This is a genomic window from Mycobacterium sp. D16R24 (assembly GCF_002013385.1).
Classification (GTDB): Bacteria; Actinomycetota; Actinomycetes; order Mycobacteriales; family Mycobacteriaceae; genus Mycobacterium.
This window is the reverse complement of sequence record NZ_MAEV01000011.1, coordinates 174,322-194,600: the sequence shown is the minus strand read 5'-3', so window position 1 is coordinate 194,600 and position 20,279 is coordinate 174,322. Positions and strand designations below refer to the sequence as shown.

Sequence of the window (20,279 nt, the reverse complement as noted above, 5' to 3'; positions counted from 1 at the left end):
GGTGACCGATGCCGCTCACGCCGAGCTGTTCACCCACCTGCGCCCGCTGCTGTTCACCATCGCGTACGAGATGTTGGGCTCCGCCACGGAGGCCGATGACGTACTGCAGGAGAGCTATCTGCGGTGGGCGCAGGTGAATCTGAACACGGTCAGCGATACCAAGGCCTACCTGTCGCAGATTGTCAGCCGCCAATCACTGAACACCTTGCGCGCCAACAGCCGTCGGCGCGAGGAGTATGTGGGACCGTGGCTACCGGAGCCGGTGCGGGTGACCTTCGAGGGCGACGCCGCGGACCCCTCGACAGATCTGGTCCTGGCCGAATCGGTGTCGATGGCGATGCTCGTCGTGTTGGAAACCTTGGCACCGGACGAGCGGGCCGTATTCGTCATGCGGGAGGTCTTTGGCTTCGACTACTCCGAAATCGCTTCCACCGTGTGCAAATCGGAGTCCGCGGTGCGTCAGATGGCGCACCGTGCCCGAGAGCACGTGCAGTCGCGCCGACGCCGGTTCACCCCCACCGACCAGCAGGCCGAGGAACTGACCACCAAATTCCTGCTGGCCGCGGCGGGTGGCGATGTCGACGCATTAGTAGAAATGCTTGCCCCCGATGCGGTGTGGACATCTGACGGCGGCGGCAAGGTCAGTGCCGCACGGCGTCCGGTCTACGGGGCCGACAGAGTGGCGCGCGTCGCCATCGGACTTTCGCGGGCAGCCGCCGCGTTCCCCGATGTCCGCGTGGAGCTGAGCACCTACAACAGCACGCCTGCCCTGCTGATCTACAGCGAAGGACGTCTCGACGCCGTACTGGCCGTCTCGATCGCGGATGGCAAGGTCGCGCACGTCTTCGCGATCCGCAACCCCGACAAGCTGGCTACAGCCGAAACAGCGCGTCACATCAGCAGATAACCCGGTGGCGGTCCGGGCGGTTCATCGGACACAATCACCGGCGTGTTCTGTGATATCGAAACTGCCGCGCGCATTGAACGTGCCGAAGCCGACACCATCGCCGCGGGAACCGCAAGGTGCGATGGCGGCCTGGTGATACCACTGGCCGGGGGCATCGCGTCATACGCCGGACCGGACTCTCCGATGAACAAACTCGTCGGACTCGGGTTCAGCGGTGTGCCAAGCGAATCCGAGCTCGACGCCGTCGAGTGGGAGTTCGCCGAACGGGATACCCCGGTGCAGGCCGAAATCGCGAGCCTGGCCGACCCCGCGATCTGTGAGCTGCTCACCGCACGGGGCTACCTGCTGGTGTCTTTCGAGGATGTCCTCGGACTCCCCCTGGCCGATGCCCCAGCGCCAGCGATTCCCGACGGCATCACGGTGCGTCACAGCGAGACCGATGAGCTGGCCCGCTGGCTCGACGTGGTCGTCGACGGGTTCGCGGTACCCGATGACCACGGCGTGGCCTCGCACGAATCATTTCCGCGCGAGGTGCTTTCCCGCGCGATCGCCGCACTGTCCACGGTGCCGGGCGAGCGGCAATACATCGCCCTGCGCGAGGGCGCGGTCGCCGGCGGCGCAAGCATGCGCATCCTCGACGGGGTAGCCCAGCTCAACGGTGCGGCGACCGCCGCCCCACACCGCCGGCACGGTATCCAGACGGCACTGCTGACCACCCGACTTCACGAGGCCGCCCGCGATGGTGCGGACCTGGCGGTGGTGACCACCCAGCCCGGGTCGAAGTCCCAGCAGAACACCCAGCGCCAGGGCTTCTCACTGCTGTACACCCGCGCGATCCTGGTGAAGGGTCTGCGAAACTAGGTCGATGAGCCGCTTGCGCGAAGAGCACTGCACCGTGCGCGTCCAGCAGCTCGGCAACCTCGGTGCGCCAGCGGCCGTGCTGCGCGCCCTTGCCGGCGCCACCCGCGCGACGGGACGTCCGGCACCCGCGGCCTTGATCGGATCCTGGTTCGATTCACGGGCGATCATCTCCCCGTCGCTGTCCGCACACCCGGTTCTGCCACAACAAGCGTTCAGCAGCAAGACTTCTCATATAGACTCTGCTCCACCGGGCGCGGTGGGCGGCGGCTGGATCGGCTTCCTCGGATATCCGGACCTGACCGCCGATGGCCGCGCACGACGACTCCCGGCCGCCGCCGGCGGCTGGACCGATGCGGTGCTACGGCTAGATGGCAACGAATGCTGGTGGTACGAAAGCCTTCTGGATGAGGAATGTCCGGAGTGGATACTTCACGCACTGACCCACCCCTGCGATCCTGCGCCGTGGTTCATCGACTGGACGGCTCCCGACCGTGAGCATCACCGCGTTGCCGTCAGCCGCTGCCTGGAGGCCATCGCGGCCGGGGAGGTCTACCAGGCCTGTGTGTGCACGCAGTTCCGCGGTGCACTGGCGGGCGACCCCGTGGACTTTTTCGCCGACGCGATCACCCAGACCGCACCGGACCGCGCCGCATTCGTCTCCGGTGCCTGGGGCGCCGTGGCCTCGTTATCACCCGAATTGTTCTTGCGCCGCAACGGCACCGACGTCCGTTCCAGCCCCATCAAGGGCACCCTGGCCGCGACCGAGGACCCCGCCGCGCTGTTGACCTCGGTCAAGGATGTCGCCGAGAACGTCATGATCACCGATCTGGTGCGCAACGACCTCGGGCGCATCGCCGTCACCGGAACCGTCACAGTTCCCGAGCTTCTCGCCGTCCACCCGGCACCCGGTGTGTGGCATCTGGTGTCCACTGTCGCCGCCCAGGTGCCCTTAGAGGCCACCGCCGGCGACCTATTGGCCGCCACGTTCCCGCCCGCCTCGGTAACCGGAACGCCCAAAACCCGTGCACGCCAATTACTGCGCCAATGGGAATCGGATCACCGCGGGGTGTACTGCGGCACCGTCGGCATGCTCTCTCCCGCGGCCGGTCTGGAGCTCAACGTCGCGATCCGCACCGTGGAGATCGCACCCGACGGCACCGCGGTGCTCGGTGTGGGAGGCGGTATCACCGCCGACTCCGATATCGACGCGGAGTGGCGGGAGTGTCTGCACAAGGCGGCCGCCACGGTCGACCTCACTGCGATCGCGGCACTCAAGCCCGTGCTTTGACCACCGCGTCGTAAAGATCGCGCCTCGACAGCGTCGCGCCGGATTCGCCAATCGCCATCGCGCAGGACTCCCGCAACCCCATACCGTCGTCCATCAGCTCTTCCACCCTGGCCACCAGGGTGTCGATCTCGGGGACGGCGGGGCGACCGCCGTCGAGCACCACGGTGATCTCTCCGAGCACGTCGCCCTCGGCCCAGACCGCCAACTCGCGCAGAGTGCCTCGCAACACCTCTTCATGAGTCTTGGTCAGCTCACGGCATACCGCGGCGCGGCGTTCCGGCCCCAGCACCTCCACCGCATCGGCCAGGGTCTCCCTCAGCCGCCGAGGCGACTCGAAGAACACACAGGTACGGGGTTCGGCCACTAGCTCGGCGAGCCAGCGCCTCCGCGCCCCCTGTTTACGGGGTGCGAATCCCTCGAAACAGAATCGGTCCACTGGGAGCCCCGAGACGGCCAACGCCGTCGTCACCGCCGACGGCCCAGGAAGACACGTAATCGGTATCCCCTGTTTCACGCAGGCGGCCACCAAGCGATACCCCGGGTCGCTGATCGACGGCATCCCAGCGTCGGTGACCACCAGCACGTCGTACCCGGCCTCCAGATCAGCCAGCAGCGGCTCGATACGGCTGGCCTCGTTCTGGTCGTAGAAACTGATGATCTGCCCGCTGATCTGCACATCCAGCGATTTGGCAAGCGCCCGAACACGACGAGTGTCCTCGGCGGCCACCACCGCCGTCTTGGCCAGCGCCTCACGCAATCGGGGCGAGGCATCCGCGGGCTCCCCGAGCGGTGTCGCCGCCAGCAGCAAGTTCGCCATCCCGCAAGACTAAGTCCCTCCTCGCTGCCGCTCGCCCCCGCATGCGGGAGGTACCCCAGCCCGCCGCACCAAGATGCCGGTCTCGAGCCCTCCCCTACGATCGACCGTGTGACCGTGCCCGCAACCCTGCCGCCGACCTCGGCAGCCGAGTCGGATCTCCAGTCGCCAGGACCCCGGATACCGCCCGCGGACTTCGGACCCACCGATCGGTTCCAGGGCTGGGTGATGACCGCGGTCATCACCGCAATCGCGGCGCTCACTCGGTTCATCAGTGTCGGTGCACTCACCGATCGCGGTACCCCCGTCTTCGACGAGAAGCACTACGTGCCGCAGGGCTGGCAAGTCGCCACCAACGGCGTTGAGGACAATCCCGGCTACGGGCTCGTCGTGCACCCGCCCGTCGGCAAACAGATGATCGCCATCGGCGAATGGCTGTTCGGATACAACTCGTTCGGCTGGCGGTTCGCCGCCGCGCTCTCGGGCACCATCCTGGTGCTGCTGGTCGCCCGAATCGCCCGGCGGATCGGCCGGTCCAGCATGGTGGGCGCCATCGCAGGGGTGCTGCTGATCGCGGACGGGGTCAGCTTCGTCACCGCGCGCACCGCACTGCTTGACGTGTATCACGCGCTCTTTGTGGTGGCCGCCTTCGGCGCACTGATCGTCGACCGGGATCAGGTTCGGGAACGGCTGTACAACGCCTATCTCGACGGGCGGATCGGCGAGACCGTATGGGGTCCGCGCCTGGGCGTACGCTGGTGGCGTTTCGGGGCCGGGATCCTGCTCGGATTGGCCTGCGGCACAAAGTGGTCGGGGCTGTATTTCATCGCGTTCTTCGGAGTGCTGTGCATCGCCTTCGACATCGCGGCACGGCGCGCGTACGGGGTGCAGCGGCCATGGGCCGGCACCGCGGTACGCGATCTGGGACCGGCCCTGTATGCCTTGCTGGTCATTCCGTTCGTCGTGTACATGGCCTCGTACTGGTCGTGGTTCGCCTCCGAGACGGGTATCAACAGGCATGCCGAGGGACGCCAAATCGGGGTCGGCAGTTGGGTGCCCGATGCCCTTCGATCGCTCTGGTACTACACGCACAGCGTCTACACATTCCATTCGACGCTAACCAACGCCAACGGCAATCACCACCCGTGGGAGTCCAAGCCGTGGACGTGGCCGATGTCGCTGCGCCCCCTGCTCTACGCCATCGAGGACAAGAACATTCCCGGCTGTGGCGCCAATTCCTGTGTGCGCGCGGTGTTGTTGGTGGGCACCCCGGCCATCTGGTGGCTTGCGGTTCCGGTGCTGCTATGGGCCACCTGGGCGACGGTGGTCCGCCGCGACTGGCGCTACGCCGCAGCACTGGTCGGGTACTGCGCGGGATGGCTGCCCTGGTTCGGCAACATCGATCGGCAGATGTACTTCTTCTATGCCACCCCGATGGTGCCGTTCCTGGTGATGATGATCGCGTTCATCATCGGCGACTTCCTCCGCAAGCCGGTGGCCAATCCGGAGCGGAAAACATTGCGAATGTTCATCGCAACGTTCTACCTGGCGGTGGTGGTCACCAACTTCGCTTGGCTGTACCCGATACTCACCGGTGCCGCGATCTCACCGTTCATGTGGAACATGGAGATGTGGCTGCCCAGCTGGCGCTAGAGCAGATCGCGCGATACCGGGCAGGACATGCAGCGCGGCCCGCCCCGGCCGGTACCTAATTCCGACGCCGAGATGGCGAGCACCTCAACACCCGAAGCCTCCAGGCGCGCATTGGTTTCCACATTGCGTTCATAGGCGACGACCACACCGGGAGCCAGCGCCAGGGTGTTGTTCCCGTCGTCCCACTGCTCGCGTTCGGCGGTGACCGGATCCAGCCCGGTATCGATGACGCGCAGCTTGCCGATGCCCATCGCATCGGCCGCCGCTTCCACGAATGGATCCGAACCCGAGATGCTGACCCCGCTGTCGGTGCGACGAATGGTGAATGCCGACAAAGAATCCTGAATCGCCGGATACATCACGACAGCATCGGTATCGACCATGGTGCACACGGTGTCCAGGTGCATGGACGCACGTTCCTGCGCGATGGGCACCGCGAGCACGGTGTGGGCAAGATCGTCGTCGAACAGGCTGCGTGCCAAGGCTTCCGCACCGGCAGGCGTGGTGCGCTCCCCGACTCCGACCGCCACCACCCCGGGGCCCAGCAGCAGCACGTCACCACCCTCGACAGGGGCCGAATGGGACTCATAGGCCCGGCGGACTCCGAGGAATCGCGGGTGATGGGCATAGATCAGGTCGGTGAGCGAGGTCTCACGCACCCGCGCCGGCAGTGCCAGTGAGGTGATCGCGAATTTGCGGCCGATCCAAAACGACGAGTCCCGGGTGAACAGCAGATTCGGCAGCGGCTCGATGACGAAATCCGACCCATGGTGCATGGTCCGCACCAAGGACGGCTGCGCCACCTTGCCTCCCACGGGCAGCTCATCGAACGTCATCCCACACATCAGCACGTAGGCGAGGTCCGCGGCCTCCAGCGACCGCAAATACTCCGAAAGATCTTGCGCCAGCGCGTAGCCCAGCCTGCGCGCGCTGACCGCCGCAGATATGCCCTGTACCCGCGCGGCACCGCTGGCCAGCGCCTCGCGCAACAATTCGGAGAGCAGCAGCACCTCGACACCCCGCGAACGCAGCACGCCGGCGAAGGCATCATGCTCCTCCTGAGCGCGCGCGACCCAGGGCAGTCCGTCGAACAGCAGCTGGTCGTTGTTGCGCGGGGTGAGCCGCTTGAGCTCGTCGCCGGGCCGGTGCAACACGACCGCCCGCAGCCGTCCCACCTCTGAATTAGCACCCAGCACTGGAGCATCCGTCATGAGATGACGCTAGCTTGCCATGCAATCGAACGTGTGTGCGATACCATGGGAGTGTGACAGCCTCTCCACACACTGTGCAGGCATCCCTGTTTGGCGCACCACCGGTCCCGCGCCGCGAATTGGCGGGTGGCGCTTGGCTCGAGGTACACCATGAATGGCTTGGGCGTGCGGACAATCTTCTGGGCCAGCTGTTGGCACAGGTGCCATGGCGCGCCGAGCGCCGCCGCATGTACGACCGCACCCTCGATGTCCCCCGACTGGTCAGCTTCCATGATCTGACCGCGGGCCCGCCACCGCATCCGGTACTGGAGAGCATCTGCGATCGCCTCAACGGCGAGTACACCGCCGAGCTCGGTGAGCAGTTCACCACGGTGGGCCTGTGCCAGTACCGCGACGGCACCGACAGCGTCGCCTGGCACGGCGACACCATCGGTCGCGGCCTACGCGAAGACACCATGGTGGCGATCGTAAGCATCGGCGCGACACGCACTTTCGCGTTGCGGCCGAGGCTCGGCGGCGAGTCGATCCGCATCAATGTGGGCCATGGCGATCTTTTGGTGATGGGCGGCACCTGCCAACGGACCTGGGAACATGCGATCCCGAAGACATCCAAACCCGTGGGCCCGCGAATCAGCCTGCAGTACCGGCCCCGTGACGTGCGTTAGGAACGGACGGCGGCTACCGCTTTGACCAACAGCTCCGACGCGCGCTTGCCATCGGGTGGCGCGGGCGGCACATTCCCCACCGCGACCGGACTGACCGTGACCACGACCATGTAGCGACCGAGATATGCCGAGTAGTTCAGCACTTCCTGGCCGACGGCCCTGCCCGACGTGCCACTGAGCACGTCACGCTTCATGCCGAGCGTGCGCGCACCGTCGATGGCGGGCGCATCCACCACCTCGGTCTGTCCCACGACTCCGTTGCCGCGGAAACCGACCTTCTTGCATTCCTCCGGCACGGCAGGATCGAACGGGACCTCCTGGGAGGTTTCCACCGCGACCGCCACGTACCGATTACCCGCACCGGTGGCGGTGAGCGCGGCCATGTTCCCCTTGAGCCCGGCAGGCACCGCACTGCCGCCGCTGTACTTGGCACAGCCCGCGGGCTCCACCGTCATCCCCGGCGGCAGCGGGGCGGGCGAGAGCAGCTTGGGGTCCATCCCCGCTGGTTCCATTGTCTTGATCGCGAACTCCGGCCCGAACTGGCTCTTCAGCGCGGCGATGTTTCCGATCTTGACGTTGTGATTGACGGGATTCTGGACGGTTCGACTGCAACCCGGCACGACGAGCGCAAGCGCACAGGTGGCCCAGATTCCCCAGCTCTTGACGGTCACCGGCTTCAACACCCGGCCACTGTATCGATTCGGACCGGAAAATCGATGGCACCTATAGGGAACAATGTCTGTGTGGCCAAGAGTTAGAAACTGTGAGGATGGTGTGAGATGAAGACGGTGGTTAGGCTAGGTCGGTTGTGTCTGACGGCAGTGGGCGTCGGAGCGCTGATGGCCCTCACCCCCGGGACTGCACTCGCCGATGACGCACAGTCGGTCATCAACCAGTACCAGTCGCAGGGCTACCAGGTCATCATCGACCGAAACGGTTCCGCCCCGACCAACAAGTGCACGGTGTCCAACATCCGCAACGGCCAGGATGTCTATCGCACCGAATATCAGCGCACCTGGATGCCCAGCGGCAAGTGGCTGGTGCTGCCGGTTCGGGTACTCGACCACAAATTGGTGTACATCTCCCTTAACTGCAACGTTTAGTTAGCCTTACCTGATCTGATTTGCCAGTTCGCTGAGTGCTGCGCGCTCGTAGATCCCGGTACGCCTTCCGCCTAAGAGCACGCGCAGACCCGCCTGTGAATTTGACGTTAATTTCCCCGAGTGGGAATCAATCCGAGTATTACCGCGTTGGACTGGACAGATTCACGAACGTTGATGATTCAGCGAGTCGGGAATTGGGTCTTTGTGTGGTATGCGGACACATCCACGTAACACGTAGGCCACGAGGAACGAGGCGAGAGGAGTGAAATCGTGAAGAAATTGTTATTTGCAGGTATTGCCGCAGCTGGCATCATCGGTGCATCGCTAGGATCGGCAAGTGTCGCGCTCGCCGGACCAGCGGGATCGGGCGATGCCAGCGCCGTCATCAATGACCTCAAGTCCAACGGGTACCGAGTGATCGTCTCCAAGACCGGCGCCGGTGACCTGACCAAGTGCACCGTCGAGTCGGTGACACAGGAGTCGCCCGTCAACAACGTGCAAGCGGCACGTGATCTGCGCAACAACCCCACCACGGTGCCGACAGTCGATCGCAAGGTCGCGCATGTCGCGCTGAGCTGCTGAACACAGCGGTAACCTGACAATGCCCCGGGCCACAAGCCCGGGGCATTGTTGTCTCTACTTCAAATGATCGACCAGAGTGCCCTCGGCGCCGAACAGCTCGGCGCTCCACCGGTCCAAGAGCGCATCGGTGCCGAGATCGTCGGGGTGGAAGCCCTTCTTCATATAGAAGGCCAGCCTGCCGATCATGCCGTCGTTCAGCAGCGGCCCACGGACCAACCCGATCGTTTCGCGAAGCACCCGCCCGGGCTGGCGCCGACCGTCCGGATCACTCCACACGATCGAGAACCACGAGCCCGCGGTGGCGAACGGCACCGTCCCCGTCCAAATGACGGCCATCACGGCACGCCGTAGCCATTCGGGCCCGCCGACCGCACGGTAGACGTCGAAGGCCACCGACTTGTGCTCCAGTTCCTCGATCGCGTGCCAGTACAAGAGATTTCGCACCTCGTCATCGGTCACCATGCCTTGCAGCTCCCCGCTTTCCAGCAGGCGCTCGGCCAGAACCGCGGTGTAGTGCTCGAGCGCGGCGGTAGCGGCCAGCATGGTCAGCCGGACGTACTTGAGGCGGTCCATGTTGGGCAGGTACTTGTCGACGAGGTCTTCGACCTTGCCGGAGCGCCGACCTATCGTCTCGACCATCTTGCTGCGGTAGCCCATTTCCGTGAGCTTCTCGTTGAGCTCGCGATGGTGCAGACCGTGGGTGACTTCCTGACCGATGAACCCGGCGACGCGCTTCTTGAGCGTCGGCTCGGTGATCCGGTCGGCGTAGCGACGCACCGATCGGACGAAGAACTCCTCCCCCGGCGGAAACACCGCGGAGGCACCCGCCAGGACATGGCTCAGCGCGATGTCATTGTCGGCGAAGTGCCTTCGCATGGGGACGGGGTCACCGAACCAAAATCTGATGCGTCGAGTCTTCGGGTATGAGGCCGTTACCGGAGCAGCCATATCGCACACACCTCCACATTGATCGTGTAACTCAGTGTTACACGAATCGCTTACGTTTTGAAGTAGTGCGTAAAAGTCAGGGTTTAGGTTTCTACAGCAGCCCGGGAACGAGGGCTTTGCGTTCGCGGGGGTACTCGTCGGCGAATGTCTCGCGGTACCACCGATGGATCGAGAGCGCCCTCGGCAGCAGATTGGCGATTGAGAACAGCACGAAAATCAGCCCGGGCAGCGTCCACGCCATCAGTGCCCAGCCCGCCCAGAGGATGATCTCGCCGAAGTAGTTGGCCGCCGACACCCACCTGAACGCGCCGCCGTACGGAATGCGGTAACCATCGAAACCGTCGGCGCGCAGATTGATCAGAATGCGGTCGGCCTGGAAGTTGACGAGCCAACCGGTGATCGCGACCAGCACGCCGAGGATGAACCGGGGGTCGGTGAACCAGGTGGGGCTCTGCAGATGCGCGGCGAATGCGACGGCGTATCCGTTGGCGAAACCATTGACCGCGTTGAAGACGAAGCCGAATGCGATTCCGCTGTAGGGGAAGCGTTTTCCGCTGCCCCTGCGGGAGAGCGGATAGATCAGTCCGCGATACAGGTAGTGACACTGCCACAGGCCGTACAGCACGAGCGCCGGTGCGCCCTGATGATGCGCGACGATCCAGAAGGTGACCGTGAACGCCCACCACTGCGGGCATTCGAAGATCAGCCAACCGATCTTCGCGGGGGCGGTGAACTTCTCGTCCGGTTTGGCGAACCGGCCGTAGGGATTGGTGAACCACAAGCCACTGATGAAGGTGACGACCGCCAGGACTACCAGGAAGATGATCGCAGCGTGATACAGCTCTGTAAGCACACCGGGACAGTACCCAGTGAACGGTGGTTCTAAGCAGGGTCGATGATGTTCGTCTTCAACTGGTTGGCGACCTGACCGGCGACCTCGGAGTTGTCGGTGGCACCGGTGGAGGTCACCCCGTACACCACATTGCCCGTGGTGTGCACGTGCGTGGCGCCGGTGCTATCGGCCCACGTGATCGTGATCGGGTTACGCATACCGAAGGCATACGCGTTGGGCGATTGCGCCCTGCACTTGGTGAATGCCTCTGTCAGACGGCGGAATTCCGATTGGGCAGCGGGCTTGTCGGGATAGATCGCGATGGCCTCGTGCAGCATCTGATGCGGGTTGGTCGTGCTGCCGACATTGAGTTGGCGGAATGCCTGCCAACCATCGCCCAAGTCGCCCTGTGACGCCGCCTGCAATAGCCCACACGGGTCTGCGGGGTCCACGGCAGGCCCATAGATCGGCTGCGTGTCGGTCTGTGACTTATCGGCCGTCGGGAAGCCCAGGGACTTGATCTCGTCGAGCCCCGCGAACAGCGAATCTGCCGCAGCAGCACTAACTTTGAGTTCGGTCACCTCAGGAGCCGGTCTTTCCGAGGCCACCGGACTGGCCGGATGAGAGCAGCCGGCAACCGCGACAAGTGCGAGGAGGCCCGATCCGACCCATGCTGTCCGCGCCATCTGAAGATTGTGAAGGGTCAACCTGGGAAGTCCCTGGGTACTTGGGGACGATCAGGTGAAGTCTGGGGCGAGGACGTCCACGGCCGCTACAACAGCACCATCGCAACGGCCGACATGATCAGCAGCCCGACATAGGCCCAGGCATGCGCGGTGTCGGGAAGCCGGGGCGGCCGCCGCCGCAGCCAGATCACCAACGGCAGCGCGCCGATGAGAAGCGCTGCAGCAGAGCGAAAATCCACCGCACCGACGAAGTATGGCCCACCCGTGACCGCTGCCGACGTACTGGTGAGAAAGATCGCCAACGCCGGCACGCTGATCGCCAGCGTCAACGGATTCGCGAGTGCGGTAGCCATACTCATCTGCTGGCCACTGCGACGCAGCAAGGGAACCGTCATCACACTGCCGCCCACCCCCAGGAATGAGGCGACCGCACCGATGGGGACCCCCAGCATGGGCGAGATGCCGAACTCGCGCGCAGGGCGGTCGATCGTGGTCGGGTGGCGCAGGAATCCGGGGCGCAGCAGCACGTCGGCGATCGTGATCACCAGATAGATCACGAATACCCACGTGGTGAGGTACGGAGGCGCCAGCCTGGCCAGTCCCGCTCCGAGAGCACCCCCACACCCCAGCAAGGCGATGGCGGCCGCAGCACTTCGCAAGTGCACCAATGTGGCTCGCGAGGTAGCGGCAGTGGCAGCTGCCGCGTTGACCACCATGACGACCGCGGAGGTCGCCACGGCCACCGCCGTTGCCGCATCACCCAACGCGCCGTCGACCCAGACGATCACCGGGACGGTGACAAATCCGCCGCCGAAGCCAAACAGCACCGTGGTGAGCCCCGTAAGAACTCCGATCACCACCAACCCGATTACGCTCATACGACCAGTCCAGCCGGTGGTCGCCGTTCCGACAATCGAATGCTTGCTCAATTCATTCGAACTTCGGCCATATCCTGACCAGATGCGGAATGTCCCGCTCGCCGACGTCGACCACCTGCCCCACGATGTACTGCCGATCGCCACCGACTACACCAACGGGCAGCTACTGGATTGGCATGAGCATCGGCGCGCACAGTTCCTCTACGGAATCACTGGAACGATGATCGTGGACACCGACGCCGGAACCTGGACGGTGCCCACCCGTCGCGCCGTCATGATCCCGGCGCGCACCCGCCATCGAGTGCGGATGCTGGAGGTACGCACCGGCAGCCTCTACATCGAGCCGTCGGCCGTTCCGTGGTGGCCGTCGTCGTGCGTGGTCGTCGACGTCGGCCCGATGATGCACGAACTACTCAGCGCGGCAGCAGATCTAGCCGCCGACTACGATCGCTCGGGACGCGACGGAGCACTCACCACGCTGCTACTCCATGAACTGGCGTCCTTCACCGCGCTGCCCTTGCATGTCGACATACCGCGGTCATCGGACTTGCTGGAGCTGTGTCGGCACTACCTCGAGGCACCGGAGGTCTCGGTGTCCAATGCCCAATGGGCGCACCGGCTGAACACCAGCGAGCGCTCGCTGACTCGACGCTTCCGAGGAGAAGTCGGGATGAGCCCGGCGGCCTGGCGTGTCCGAGCACGGCTGCTGGCAGCGGTTCCGCTGCTGCGGCAGCACTCGGTAACCCAGGTTGCGGGGCGGCTCGGCTACGCCACGCCCGCCGCATTCTCCTACGCCTTCACAAGAACATTCGACATTGCCCCGTCCAGCATCCGATGACCTAGAGTTCACCGCTATGAGCCGGACCGCGATCATCATCATCATCGGAGTTATCGCAGCACTAGCGTTTCTTGCCGTCGGCGCGCTGGCCAAGAGGATCGGCGTACAGACAGCCGTCACGCACTTCCTGGTCGCCTGGGCCGGCGTTGCCGTGTTCAACATGGGGGTTGGCGTGTTCGAGGCCGGGTACGGCGTCGCGGAGGAACTCCCGGTGTTGCTGGCGGTGTTCGGGGTCCCGGCGGCGGTGGCAGGCATTGGCTGGCTGGGGGCGCGACGCCTCTCTCGGTCTTGAGATCTCCCACGCCACAGCCTCGAAGCACAGGTCAGCGCTTGACGATACTGTGGGGCGTATGACGACAACGTTCGTCGGGATAGCAGTGATCGTGGCGATGACCTTTGTCGGTATCGGCATGAACGCTGGGCTCTTCAACACCCGCAAGGCACGACAGGCGATACCGCCGTTGGTGGCGCGGGCAGCAGCTCCTGTGTATGCGCTCAACCGCCGTATCGGCAACCCGGCCCGCACCGCGAAACGTCCCACGGAACCCGAATCACCCGAGGAATCCGCCGAGTGAACTGAGCTCCGTCTCGCGCGTCTCACGGTAACGACCCCCCGACAAGCGGGGTTCTTGGTGGAGCTAGGGAGAATCGAACTCCCGACCTTCTCGATGCGAACGAGACGCGCTACCAACTGCGCTATAGCCCCAAGACGCTAAGACCTTACCAGCCGTCCCGCGTCAGACCGAATCAGATACCTACTGGCCGACAGCGTGCGGCATGCGGTACTGCCGCGGCTCGTCGTAGTAATCCAGGTGCTCGAAAACCGGGTCCTCGTCGTCGATTTCGAGGACGGCCGCTCCCGGACGGCGCAGGCGCTGCGGAACCACATCGAGCTCGCGGTCCGCGACGTTCTCCACGCCGACCACACGCGCTCGCTGGTATCGCGCCGCGCGACGACGGCGCAGCTGCTCCTCGATGCGGGTCTGACGGCGCAGATAGCCCAGGTAGAGCACCGCCATCACGGCCAGTGCGCCGCATACCCACCACGCAGTGCTGGTTGCCGTCGCGGCCACCACACCGGCGATGGTCATGGCCGCAACCAGACCGATCAGCACACGCTTGCGGAACGCGAACTTGCGTGCGTTCTCCTTGGCCATGGTGTCGGGGTCAAACCGGCGGCGACGCGACGAGCTGTACATCGGCGGCGCCTGGTGCCGTTCCCGCGTCGATTCGGCGGGAATGGTCAGACCTGAGGTGTCGTCGACGTACTCGTAGGTGCCCGAATTGGCGTCGGTGACGGGCGCCTCCTCCAAGTCCTCGAGGTCATCGGACAGCGCGGCCTCACCGGCCGGCAATGCGGACGCGTCTTCGTCAACGACATCGACGGGGTCGTCGCTGTCGATCTTCTCGGAACGAACCTTGCGCACGGCCATGGCCTTCACGGCCTGCGCGGCGTCCTTGTCTTCCTCGGTGGGCGCACTCGCGATCACTCCGGTCGAGTCTTCGTCGTCCTCGTCCTCGAGTTCGTCGACGTCTTCACGGCGGAAGTCTGGGTCGCTGCGGTGACCGGCGGCGGGGCCGGTGCGGCGCAGCAGCTTGGCGGCCTTTCCGTTGAGGACCCGCGTCGCCAGGGCGACGTCACTCGTGCGCTTCACCACGTCACGCTTGTTGATCAGCATCGGCACCAGGACGAACAGCCACAGCACGACCAGTCCGATCCACAACACCGATTGGGGGATGCTCGGCATGTCGGCCTGCTCCTTTCTGCGCGCGTCAGGTGTGCCTGCGCCTAAGCCTCAGGTCAAGGCTAGGTTGGCGATCTGCGCACGCTATGAGGCGCGCCGATACCAATTACACACCTGTAATTCTACAGGGGCAAGCCTCACAGGCCCCAATAGTCACATCTGTCTCACAAATATCTGGCGGGCCTGCGCCTCACGACGGCTTTCCACCCCAAAGCGTCGCGAGACGCAGACTCACCGCGAGGGTGTCGGAGCGCGGTGAGACGCTGCGCTCCATGGGGGAGATTCCAGCATTACCAGCCTGGCCATTCCGCTCAGCCGACGCTCTCGCGTCCGGTGCAATCTCCGAACGCCGGCTGCGCCGCTTGTATCGGCAGCTGTACCCAGGCGTGTTCGTGCCAAGAGATGCACAGCTCACCGCAACCGAGCGGGCCGTCGCGGCCTGGCACTGGTCGCGACGCCTGGGCATTGTCGCTGGGCTATCGGCATCTGCACTGCACGGTGCGAAATGGATCGACGGCGATCGACCCGCAGAACTCGTATGTGGCAACTACCGGACACCGTCCGGACTAACGGTCCACCAGGATTCGTTACTCGCGAACGAAATCACCGAGGTCGACGGCATGAAGGCCACGACGCCCGCACGTACGGCGTTCGACCTGGGGCGACGACTGACTATCAACCACGCCGTAGAACGGATCGATGCCTTGATGAACGCGACCAGCCTGACGACCTCTCAGGTGCACGCGGTGCTCGCTGATCATCGGGGCGTCCGCGGCGTCGTGCTCCTACGCGAGGTGCTTGAACTCGTCGACGCGGGAGCCGAGTCACCACAAGAGACCCGTGCTCGCCTACTTCTAGTCCGCAGCGGATTCCCCAAGCCCCAGACACAGATTCGAGTGTTCGACAGATTCGGAGACTTCGTCGCACGAGTGGACATGGGGCGGGAAGAAGCGAAGGTCGGTATCGAGTTCGACGGCGCGCAGCATTGGACGGATGCACGCCAGCGATCCCGGGACATCGACCGTGCCGCCGCACTCACGGATGAAGACTGGACGATCATCCGGGTGACCTCAGAGCTGCTTCGGCACCGTCCAGGCACGATCGTCAGCCGCGTCGACGAAGCACTTCGTATCGCGAGTCTGCGTCTCACGACGGTTTTCCCCCCGAAAGCGTCGTGAGACGCAGACTCGCGGGGAGATACGGGAGGAGCGAGAGAGACAGAACGCGCTCAGACCCAGGCGGCGTTTCCGGAACGCACCAGCATCGCGGCCACCGAACCTCGCACCTCTTCGACCGTCATCGCCACCAAGAGGTGATCACGCCAGGCGCCGTCAACGTCGAGGTACCGCCTGAGAAGCCCCTCCTCACGAAAGCCGACCTTCGACAACACCGCACGGCTGGCCCCGTTCTCCGGCCGCACCGTTGCCTCCACCCGGTGCAGGGTGACGGGCCCGAAACAGTGATCGAGCCCCAGCGCGAGTGCCGCGGTCGCCACCCCTTGCCGGGTCACCGTGCTGACCACCCAGTACCCGATCCACGCCGAACGCAGCGCGCCGTGCGCGATGTTGCCGATCGTCAGCTGCCCGACGAAATTCCCGTTCAGCTCGATCGCGCACGGAATCATCCGCCCCTTGCGGGCCTCGGCCCGCAGACCCGAACACAGCGCGGGCCACGACGACACACCGTGGCGCGCCATCCAATCGACCTCCGAGGACGGCTCCCACGGTTGCAGATGGGTCTGGTCGGCCAGCCGAGCCCGGCTCCACGCCATCCCATCGCGCAACCGGATGGGCCGCACCGACACGACACCCGCGGGCACACGCAGTTTTCCGAGCGGCATCGGCCAGCCAGGGTGCGCACTCTCTTGACGCCAGACGCTCATGCGGGCTCCTGGTCTTCGCTCCAGACGCTCATCCGCGCTGTGCCAGGAACGCGACCTCGACGATCTCCCCGGTACGAACCTGTTCCACTTCGGCGGGCACGATCACGAGGCAATTCGCCTCCGCGAGCGTCGCGAGAAGGTGCGAGGACGCGCCCGGCGCTCCCAGAATCTGCACCAGATACTCGCCGGTGTCCTGGTCACGCATCAGCTGACCACGCAAAAAACCCTTGCGGCCAGCGATAGAGGTAATAGGAGACACGGTGCGCGCCCGCACAATTCGGCGCTGCGCGTGCCGGCGCCCCAGCGCCAACCGGATCAGCGGCCGCACCATCACCTCGAAGACCACCAGAGCACCGACCGGGTTCGCAGGCAGCAGGAAGGTGGGCACCGCATCTCGGCCCAGCTGACCGAAGCCCTGCACCGAACCCGGATGCATGGCGACGCGCCCCACCTCCATATCGCCCAGCGCCAAGAGCGCCTCGCGAATCCCCTCGGCAGCGGCACCGCCGACAGCCCCGGAGACCACGACAACCTCTGCCCGGTTCAGCTGTCCCTCGAGCACTTCACGAAACGCGGCGGGGTCCGCGCTGACAATGCCCACCCGGTTCACATCGGCGCCCGCATCGCGGGCCGCAGCCGCCAACGCATAGGAGTTGACGTCGTACACCTGACCGTTCCCCGGCGTGCGGTCCACGTCGACTAACTCGCCACCCACACTGATCACCGACAGCCGAGGTCTCGGATGCACCAGCACGCGATCACGTCCCACCGCGGCCAGCAGCCCCACCTGGGCCGCGCCGATGATCGTGCCCGCACGCACGGCGACATCACCGGGTTGCACATCATCACCGGTGCGCCGCACGTAGTCACCCGAACGCACTGCGCGCAGCACCTTGACTCGCGACTCGCCGCCCTCGGACCAGCGCAACGGCAGCACCGCATCCGCCAAGGTCGGCATCGGCGCACCGGTCTGCACGCGTACCGCCTGACGGGGTTGCAGCCGGGTGGGCGTGCGCTCCCCCACCCGCACCGTGCCGACGACGGGTAGCTCGACCGTTCCGATCTCGCCGCTGGATTCCTCGACGTCGCCTTCCTCGTCCGGGCCACCCTCACCCGGGCTGATCACGCGCACCACGCCACCGGCGGCCTGCACATCGACGCTGCGCACGGCATATCCGTCGATGGCCGCCTGGTCGAATCCGGGCAATGGCCGAACGGTCACCACTTCCTCGGCGCACAACAAACCCTGGGCCTCGGCGATCGCCACCCGAACCGGGCGCGGCGCGACCGCAGCCGCCGTCACTTTGGCCTGCTGCTCCTCGACCGAACGCACTGGCGCCTTTCTTACTCCGAATCCGGCAGCGTGGTCGGTCCCAGACCCAGCCGTTCGACCAGCCACTTCCGCAAGCCCGGACCGTAATCGTCGCGGTCCAACGCAAAGTCAACAGCAGCCTTGAGATAGCCGCCGGGATTTCCCAGGTCGTGTCGGGATCCGCGGTGCACAACGACATGCACCGGATGTCCCTCATCGATCAACAGCGCGATGGCATCGGTGAGCTGTAGCTCGCCACCCGCACCCCGCGGGATCCGTTTGAGCGCATCGAAAATCACCCGATCCAGCAGGTAGCGCCCGGCCGCCGCGTAGTTCGACGGGGCATCCTCGACCTTCGGCTTCTCCACCATCCCCTTGACGCGCAACACATTTGGATTGGCGGCATCGGGAACAATCTCGACGTCAAACGCGCCGTAGGAACTGATCTCCTCGGGCGGCACCTCGATGGCGCAGAGCACCGAGCCGCCACGCTTGGCCCGGACCTTGGCCATCGTCACCAACACTCCACGCGGCCACACCAAGTCATCGGGCAGCAGCACCGCGATGGCGTCCTCGTCGTCGTCAAGAACCGGCTCCACACAGCCCACGGCGTGGCCGAGTCCAAGCGGCTCGGCCTGAACCACCGATTGCACCTTGATCAGGCCCGGCGCTCGGCGCACCTTCTCGAGCATCGCGTGCTTCCCGCGGTCCTCGAGCGTGCCCTCAAGCACCAAATCCTCAACGAAATGCGCGACGACGCCGTCCTTGCCCTCCGACGTGACGATCACCAGACGTTCGGCGCCCGCCTCGGCGGCCTCCTCGGCCACCAGCTCGATTCCCGGGGTGTCGACCACCGGCAGTAGTTCCTTGGGCACGGTCTTGGTGGCCGGTAAGAACCGGGTGCCCAGACCTGCAGCGGGCACCACGGCGGTGCGCGGGATGGACACGTCAGGGGCCGTCATAGCCACTCACCCTAACCACTGACCACGGGATTGCGCGGGTAAGGCGGTACGGTCACGGAATCGGCGACCCCCAGAGCACCCCAGAGAACATCAAGAACGTCCTGCGGCAACAGATTGTGCAGGCACGACGGGCGATGTCGCGTGCCGACCGCGAAATACAGAACGACGCGCTCACCGCGCATGTCGTGACGGCGGCCTCGGGGCTTTCGGTGGTGGCCGCCTATGTGCCGGTGGGATCCGAGCCCGGGTCGATGAAGATGCTCGATGCCCTGACAACCCGCGGTGTACAGGTTTTGCTGCCGGTCGCGCGCAACGACGGGACCGGCACGCCGATGGCGCTGACCTGGGGCCAGTACCGACCGGGAGAACTCGTGGACGCCCCCTTCGGTCTGCGAGAACCGGCCCCGCCGCTGTTCGGTCCGGCCGCCCTTGCCGACGCCGAGCTGGTGTTGATCCCGGCACTTGCGGTGGACAAGCGGGGCAACCGGCTGGGCCGCGGTGCTGGGTACTACGACCGATCCTTGGGGTTCGCCGCGCCCTCGATCGCCCTGGTCTCGCCGCTGTACACCGGCGAGGTGCTCGACGACATTCCGGCAGGCCCGCACGATGTGCCGGTGACTCACGCGCTGACCGCCGACGGATTCGTCACACTCGGCTGAATCCCCAGGTCGCTCAGTGGCGGACCTGGCACTCCAAACGGTAGAGTGCCAATGGCGTTTCATGGTTTGTCAGTTCCTGGAGGACCCCTCATGCCCACCTATTCCTACGCATGTGCCGACTGTGGCGACAAGTTCGACATCGTCCAGGCGTTCACTGACGATGCGCTGACCGTGTGCCAAAAGTGCTCGGGCAAGCTGCGCAAGCTGTTCAACTCGGTGGGCATCGTGTTCAAGGGCAGCGGCTTCTACCGCACCGACAGCCGCTCGGGCAGCGTGGACGCCGCCGCGAAGAGTGATTCCGGCGCCAAGAGTGAATCCAAGTCCTCGTCGTCCGAGACCTCGGCAAGCAGCTCGTCGTCGACATCGAGCTCCTCCGGCTCGACGTCCACCGCCACCGCGTCCGCCGCCGCCAGCTGACGAGTTATCCACAGCGGCGCATTGCCTGCTGACGCG

Annotated in this window: 24 protein-coding genes and 1 tRNA gene; 13 read left to right on the top strand and 12 right to left on the bottom strand. The window is 65.2% G+C overall.

Translation table 11 applies throughout. The features are described from left to right. Position 1: 1 nt before the first annotated feature. From B4383_RS10030 to B4383_RS10020, 3 genes are read left to right on the top strand one after another with little or no spacing between them, the layout of a single operon-like run. The gene (locus tag B4383_RS10030; protein ID WP_078290555.1) at positions 2-907 is read left to right on the top strand and encodes an RNA polymerase sigma-70 factor; all 906 of its coding nucleotides are present in this window, start codon (positions 2-4) and stop codon (positions 905-907) included. 42 nt (positions 908-949) lie between these two features. After that, the gene (locus B4383_RS10025) at positions 950-1,768 is read left to right on the top strand and encodes a GNAT family N-acetyltransferase (RefSeq protein WP_078290554.1); all 819 of its coding nucleotides are present in this window, start codon (positions 950-952) and stop codon (positions 1,766-1,768) included. Between the two features lie 34 nt (positions 1,769-1,802). Continuing rightward, complete coding sequence (locus B4383_RS10020) at positions 1,803-3,056, top strand: aminodeoxychorismate synthase component I (RefSeq protein ID WP_078290621.1); 1,254 nt, start codon at positions 1,803-1,805, stop codon at positions 3,054-3,056. Here the strand turns inward: B4383_RS10020 and rsmI are convergent. Continuing rightward, the gene (rsmI, locus tag B4383_RS10015) at positions 3,040-3,873 is read right to left on the bottom strand and encodes a 16S rRNA (cytidine(1402)-2'-O)-methyltransferase (RefSeq protein WP_078290553.1); all 834 of its coding nucleotides are present in this window, start codon (positions 3,871-3,873) and stop codon (positions 3,040-3,042) included. The two genes, B4383_RS10020 and rsmI, sit on opposite strands and share 17 nt — an antisense overlap. Positions 3,874-3,981: 108 nt before the next feature. Here rsmI and B4383_RS10010 point away from each other — a divergent pair, with 108 nt between their 5' ends. Continuing rightward, positions 3,982-5,523 (top strand): phospholipid carrier-dependent glycosyltransferase, encoded by a 1,542-nt coding sequence (locus B4383_RS10010; protein ID WP_078290552.1) that lies wholly within the window; start codon positions 3,982-3,984, stop codon positions 5,521-5,523. Here the strand turns inward: B4383_RS10010 and arcA are convergent. Next, positions 5,520-6,734: an arginine deiminase gene (gene arcA, locus B4383_RS10005; protein ID WP_078290551.1), complete on the bottom strand. Its 1,215-nt coding sequence runs from the start codon at positions 6,732-6,734 to the stop codon at positions 5,520-5,522. The two genes, B4383_RS10010 and arcA, sit on opposite strands and share 4 nt — an antisense overlap. A 53-nt stretch (positions 6,735-6,787) precedes the next feature. On the opposite strand from arcA, the gene B4383_RS10000 reads away from it, so the two are divergent. Continuing rightward, positions 6,788-7,399: an alpha-ketoglutarate-dependent dioxygenase AlkB gene (locus B4383_RS10000; RefSeq protein WP_078290550.1), complete on the top strand. Its 612-nt coding sequence runs from the start codon at positions 6,788-6,790 to the stop codon at positions 7,397-7,399. On the opposite strand, the gene B4383_RS09995 is transcribed toward B4383_RS10000, so the two are convergent. Continuing rightward, complete coding sequence (locus B4383_RS09995) at positions 7,396-8,082, bottom strand: DUF5642 family protein (protein WP_078290549.1); 687 nt, start codon at positions 8,080-8,082, stop codon at positions 7,396-7,398. The genes B4383_RS10000 and B4383_RS09995 overlap by 4 nt on opposite strands. A gap of 96 nt (positions 8,083-8,178) precedes the next feature. Between B4383_RS09995 and B4383_RS09990 the strand changes: the two genes are divergently transcribed. Continuing rightward, a complete protein-coding gene (locus B4383_RS09990) occupies positions 8,179-8,502 on the top strand; it encodes a hypothetical protein (RefSeq protein WP_078290548.1) in 324 nt (107 codons plus the stop codon). Positions 8,503-8,772: 270 nt separating this feature from the next. Beyond that, positions 8,773-9,084: a hypothetical protein gene (locus B4383_RS09985; RefSeq protein ID WP_078290547.1), complete on the top strand. Its 312-nt coding sequence runs from the start codon at positions 8,773-8,775 to the stop codon at positions 9,082-9,084. Between the two features lie 54 nt (positions 9,085-9,138). On the opposite strand, the gene B4383_RS09980 is transcribed toward B4383_RS09985, so the two are convergent. From B4383_RS09980 to B4383_RS09965, 4 genes are all read right to left on the bottom strand, one after another. After that, the gene (locus B4383_RS09980) at positions 9,139-10,032 is read right to left on the bottom strand and encodes a metal-dependent hydrolase (RefSeq protein ID WP_078290546.1); all 894 of its coding nucleotides are present in this window, start codon (positions 10,030-10,032) and stop codon (positions 9,139-9,141) included. 91 nt (positions 10,033-10,123) lie between these two features. Next, complete coding sequence (locus B4383_RS09975) at positions 10,124-10,885, bottom strand: DUF1295 domain-containing protein (protein WP_078290545.1); 762 nt, start codon at positions 10,883-10,885, stop codon at positions 10,124-10,126. 29 nt (positions 10,886-10,914) lie between these two features. After that, positions 10,915-11,550: a sensor domain-containing protein gene (locus B4383_RS09970; protein ID WP_078290544.1), complete on the bottom strand. Its 636-nt coding sequence runs from the start codon at positions 11,548-11,550 to the stop codon at positions 10,915-10,917. An 86-nt stretch (positions 11,551-11,636) separates the two neighbouring features. Then, a complete protein-coding gene (locus B4383_RS09965) occupies positions 11,637-12,428 on the bottom strand; it encodes a sulfite exporter TauE/SafE family protein (protein WP_078290543.1) in 792 nt (263 codons plus the stop codon). Between the two features lie 82 nt (positions 12,429-12,510). Here B4383_RS09965 and B4383_RS09960 point away from each other — a divergent pair, with 82 nt between their 5' ends. The 3 genes from B4383_RS09960 to B4383_RS09950 are packed head-to-tail and all read left to right on the top strand — an operon-like array spanning position 12,511 to position 13,841. Further along, complete coding sequence (locus B4383_RS09960) at positions 12,511-13,266, top strand: helix-turn-helix transcriptional regulator (RefSeq protein WP_078290620.1); 756 nt, start codon at positions 12,511-12,513, stop codon at positions 13,264-13,266. 16 nt (positions 13,267-13,282) lie between these two features. After that, positions 13,283-13,558, top strand: a complete 276-nt coding sequence (locus tag B4383_RS09955; protein ID WP_078290542.1) for a hypothetical protein — start codon at positions 13,283-13,285, stop codon at positions 13,556-13,558. Positions 13,559-13,616: 58 nt separating this feature from the next. Continuing rightward, positions 13,617-13,841: a hypothetical protein gene (locus B4383_RS09950; protein ID WP_078290541.1), complete on the top strand. Its 225-nt coding sequence runs from the start codon at positions 13,617-13,619 to the stop codon at positions 13,839-13,841. 55 nt (positions 13,842-13,896) lie between these two features. Here B4383_RS09950 and B4383_RS09945 read toward each other — a convergent pair. Further along, positions 13,897-13,972, bottom strand: a tRNA-Ala gene (locus tag B4383_RS09945). 49 nt (positions 13,973-14,021) lie between these two features. Then, entirely contained in the window at positions 14,022-15,014 is a 993-nt protein-coding gene (gene glpR / locus B4383_RS09940) for a gephyrin-like molybdotransferase receptor GlpR (protein WP_078290540.1), read from the bottom strand. Positions 15,015-15,283: 269 nt separating this feature from the next. Here glpR and B4383_RS09935 point away from each other — a divergent pair, with 269 nt between their 5' ends. After that, positions 15,284-16,189, top strand: a complete 906-nt coding sequence (locus tag B4383_RS09935) for a DUF559 domain-containing protein (protein ID WP_078290619.1) — start codon at positions 15,284-15,286, stop codon at positions 16,187-16,189. 50 nt (positions 16,190-16,239) lie between these two features. Here B4383_RS09935 and B4383_RS09930 read toward each other — a convergent pair whose 3' ends face one another. Genes B4383_RS09930 through B4383_RS09920 form a run of 3 tightly spaced genes read right to left on the bottom strand, consistent with a single transcriptional unit; the run spans position 16,240 to position 19,167 of the window. Continuing rightward, positions 16,240-16,893: a GNAT family protein gene (locus B4383_RS09930; RefSeq protein ID WP_078290539.1), complete on the bottom strand. Its 654-nt coding sequence runs from the start codon at positions 16,891-16,893 to the stop codon at positions 16,240-16,242. Between the two features lie 28 nt (positions 16,894-16,921). Beyond that, entirely contained in the window at positions 16,922-18,226 is a 1,305-nt protein-coding gene (glp, locus tag B4383_RS09925; protein WP_078290538.1) for a gephyrin-like molybdotransferase Glp, read from the bottom strand. Positions 18,227-18,237: 11 nt separating this feature from the next. Beyond that, a complete protein-coding gene (locus tag B4383_RS09920) occupies positions 18,238-19,167 on the bottom strand; it encodes a UTP--glucose-1-phosphate uridylyltransferase (RefSeq protein ID WP_078290537.1) in 930 nt (309 codons plus the stop codon). Between the two features lie 59 nt (positions 19,168-19,226). Here B4383_RS09920 and B4383_RS09915 point away from each other — a divergent pair, with 59 nt between their 5' ends. Further along, a complete protein-coding gene (locus B4383_RS09915) occupies positions 19,227-19,826 on the top strand; it encodes a 5-formyltetrahydrofolate cyclo-ligase (RefSeq protein WP_286150601.1) in 600 nt (199 codons plus the stop codon). A 90-nt stretch (positions 19,827-19,916) separates the two neighbouring features. Then, complete coding sequence (locus B4383_RS09910) at positions 19,917-20,243, top strand: FmdB family zinc ribbon protein (RefSeq protein WP_078290535.1); 327 nt, start codon at positions 19,917-19,919, stop codon at positions 20,241-20,243. Positions 20,244-20,279 lie beyond the last annotated feature (36 nt).

Excerpts from the sequence above, each read along its gene's own strand:
- rsmI (WP_078290553.1), bottom strand. The coding sequence starts at position 3,873 with ATGGCGAACTTGCTGCTGGCGGCGACACCGCTCGGGGAGCCCGCGGAT.
- arcA (WP_078290551.1), bottom strand. The coding sequence starts at position 6,734 with ATGACGGATGCTCCAGTGCTGGGTGCTAATTCAGAGGTGGGACGGCTG.
- B4383_RS09990 (WP_078290548.1), top strand. The coding sequence starts at position 8,179 with ATGAAGACGGTGGTTAGGCTAGGTCGGTTGTGTCTGACGGCAGTGGGC.
- B4383_RS09980 (WP_078290546.1), bottom strand. The coding sequence starts at position 10,032 with ATGGCTGCTCCGGTAACGGCCTCATACCCGAAGACTCGACGCATCAGA.
- B4383_RS09970 (WP_078290544.1), bottom strand. The coding sequence starts at position 11,550 with ATGGCGCGGACAGCATGGGTCGGATCGGGCCTCCTCGCACTTGTCGCG.
- B4383_RS09965 (WP_078290543.1), bottom strand. The coding sequence starts at position 12,428 with ATGAGCGTAATCGGGTTGGTGGTGATCGGAGTTCTTACGGGGCTCACC.
- B4383_RS09960 (WP_078290620.1), top strand. The coding sequence starts at position 12,511 with ATGCGGAATGTCCCGCTCGCCGACGTCGACCACCTGCCCCACGATGTA.
- B4383_RS09955 (WP_078290542.1), top strand. The coding sequence starts at position 13,283 with ATGAGCCGGACCGCGATCATCATCATCATCGGAGTTATCGCAGCACTA.
- B4383_RS09950 (WP_078290541.1), top strand. The coding sequence starts at position 13,617 with ATGACGACAACGTTCGTCGGGATAGCAGTGATCGTGGCGATGACCTTT.
- glpR (WP_078290540.1), bottom strand. The coding sequence starts at position 15,014 with ATGCCGAGCATCCCCCAATCGGTGTTGTGGATCGGACTGGTCGTGCTG.
- B4383_RS09935 (WP_078290619.1), top strand. The coding sequence starts at position 15,284 with ATGGGGGAGATTCCAGCATTACCAGCCTGGCCATTCCGCTCAGCCGAC.
- B4383_RS09930 (WP_078290539.1), bottom strand. The coding sequence starts at position 16,893 with ATGAGCGTCTGGCGTCAAGAGAGTGCGCACCCTGGCTGGCCGATGCCG.
- B4383_RS09920 (WP_078290537.1), bottom strand. The coding sequence starts at position 19,167 with ATGACGGCCCCTGACGTGTCCATCCCGCGCACCGCCGTGGTGCCCGCT.
- B4383_RS09910 (WP_078290535.1), top strand. The coding sequence starts at position 19,917 with ATGCCCACCTATTCCTACGCATGTGCCGACTGTGGCGACAAGTTCGAC.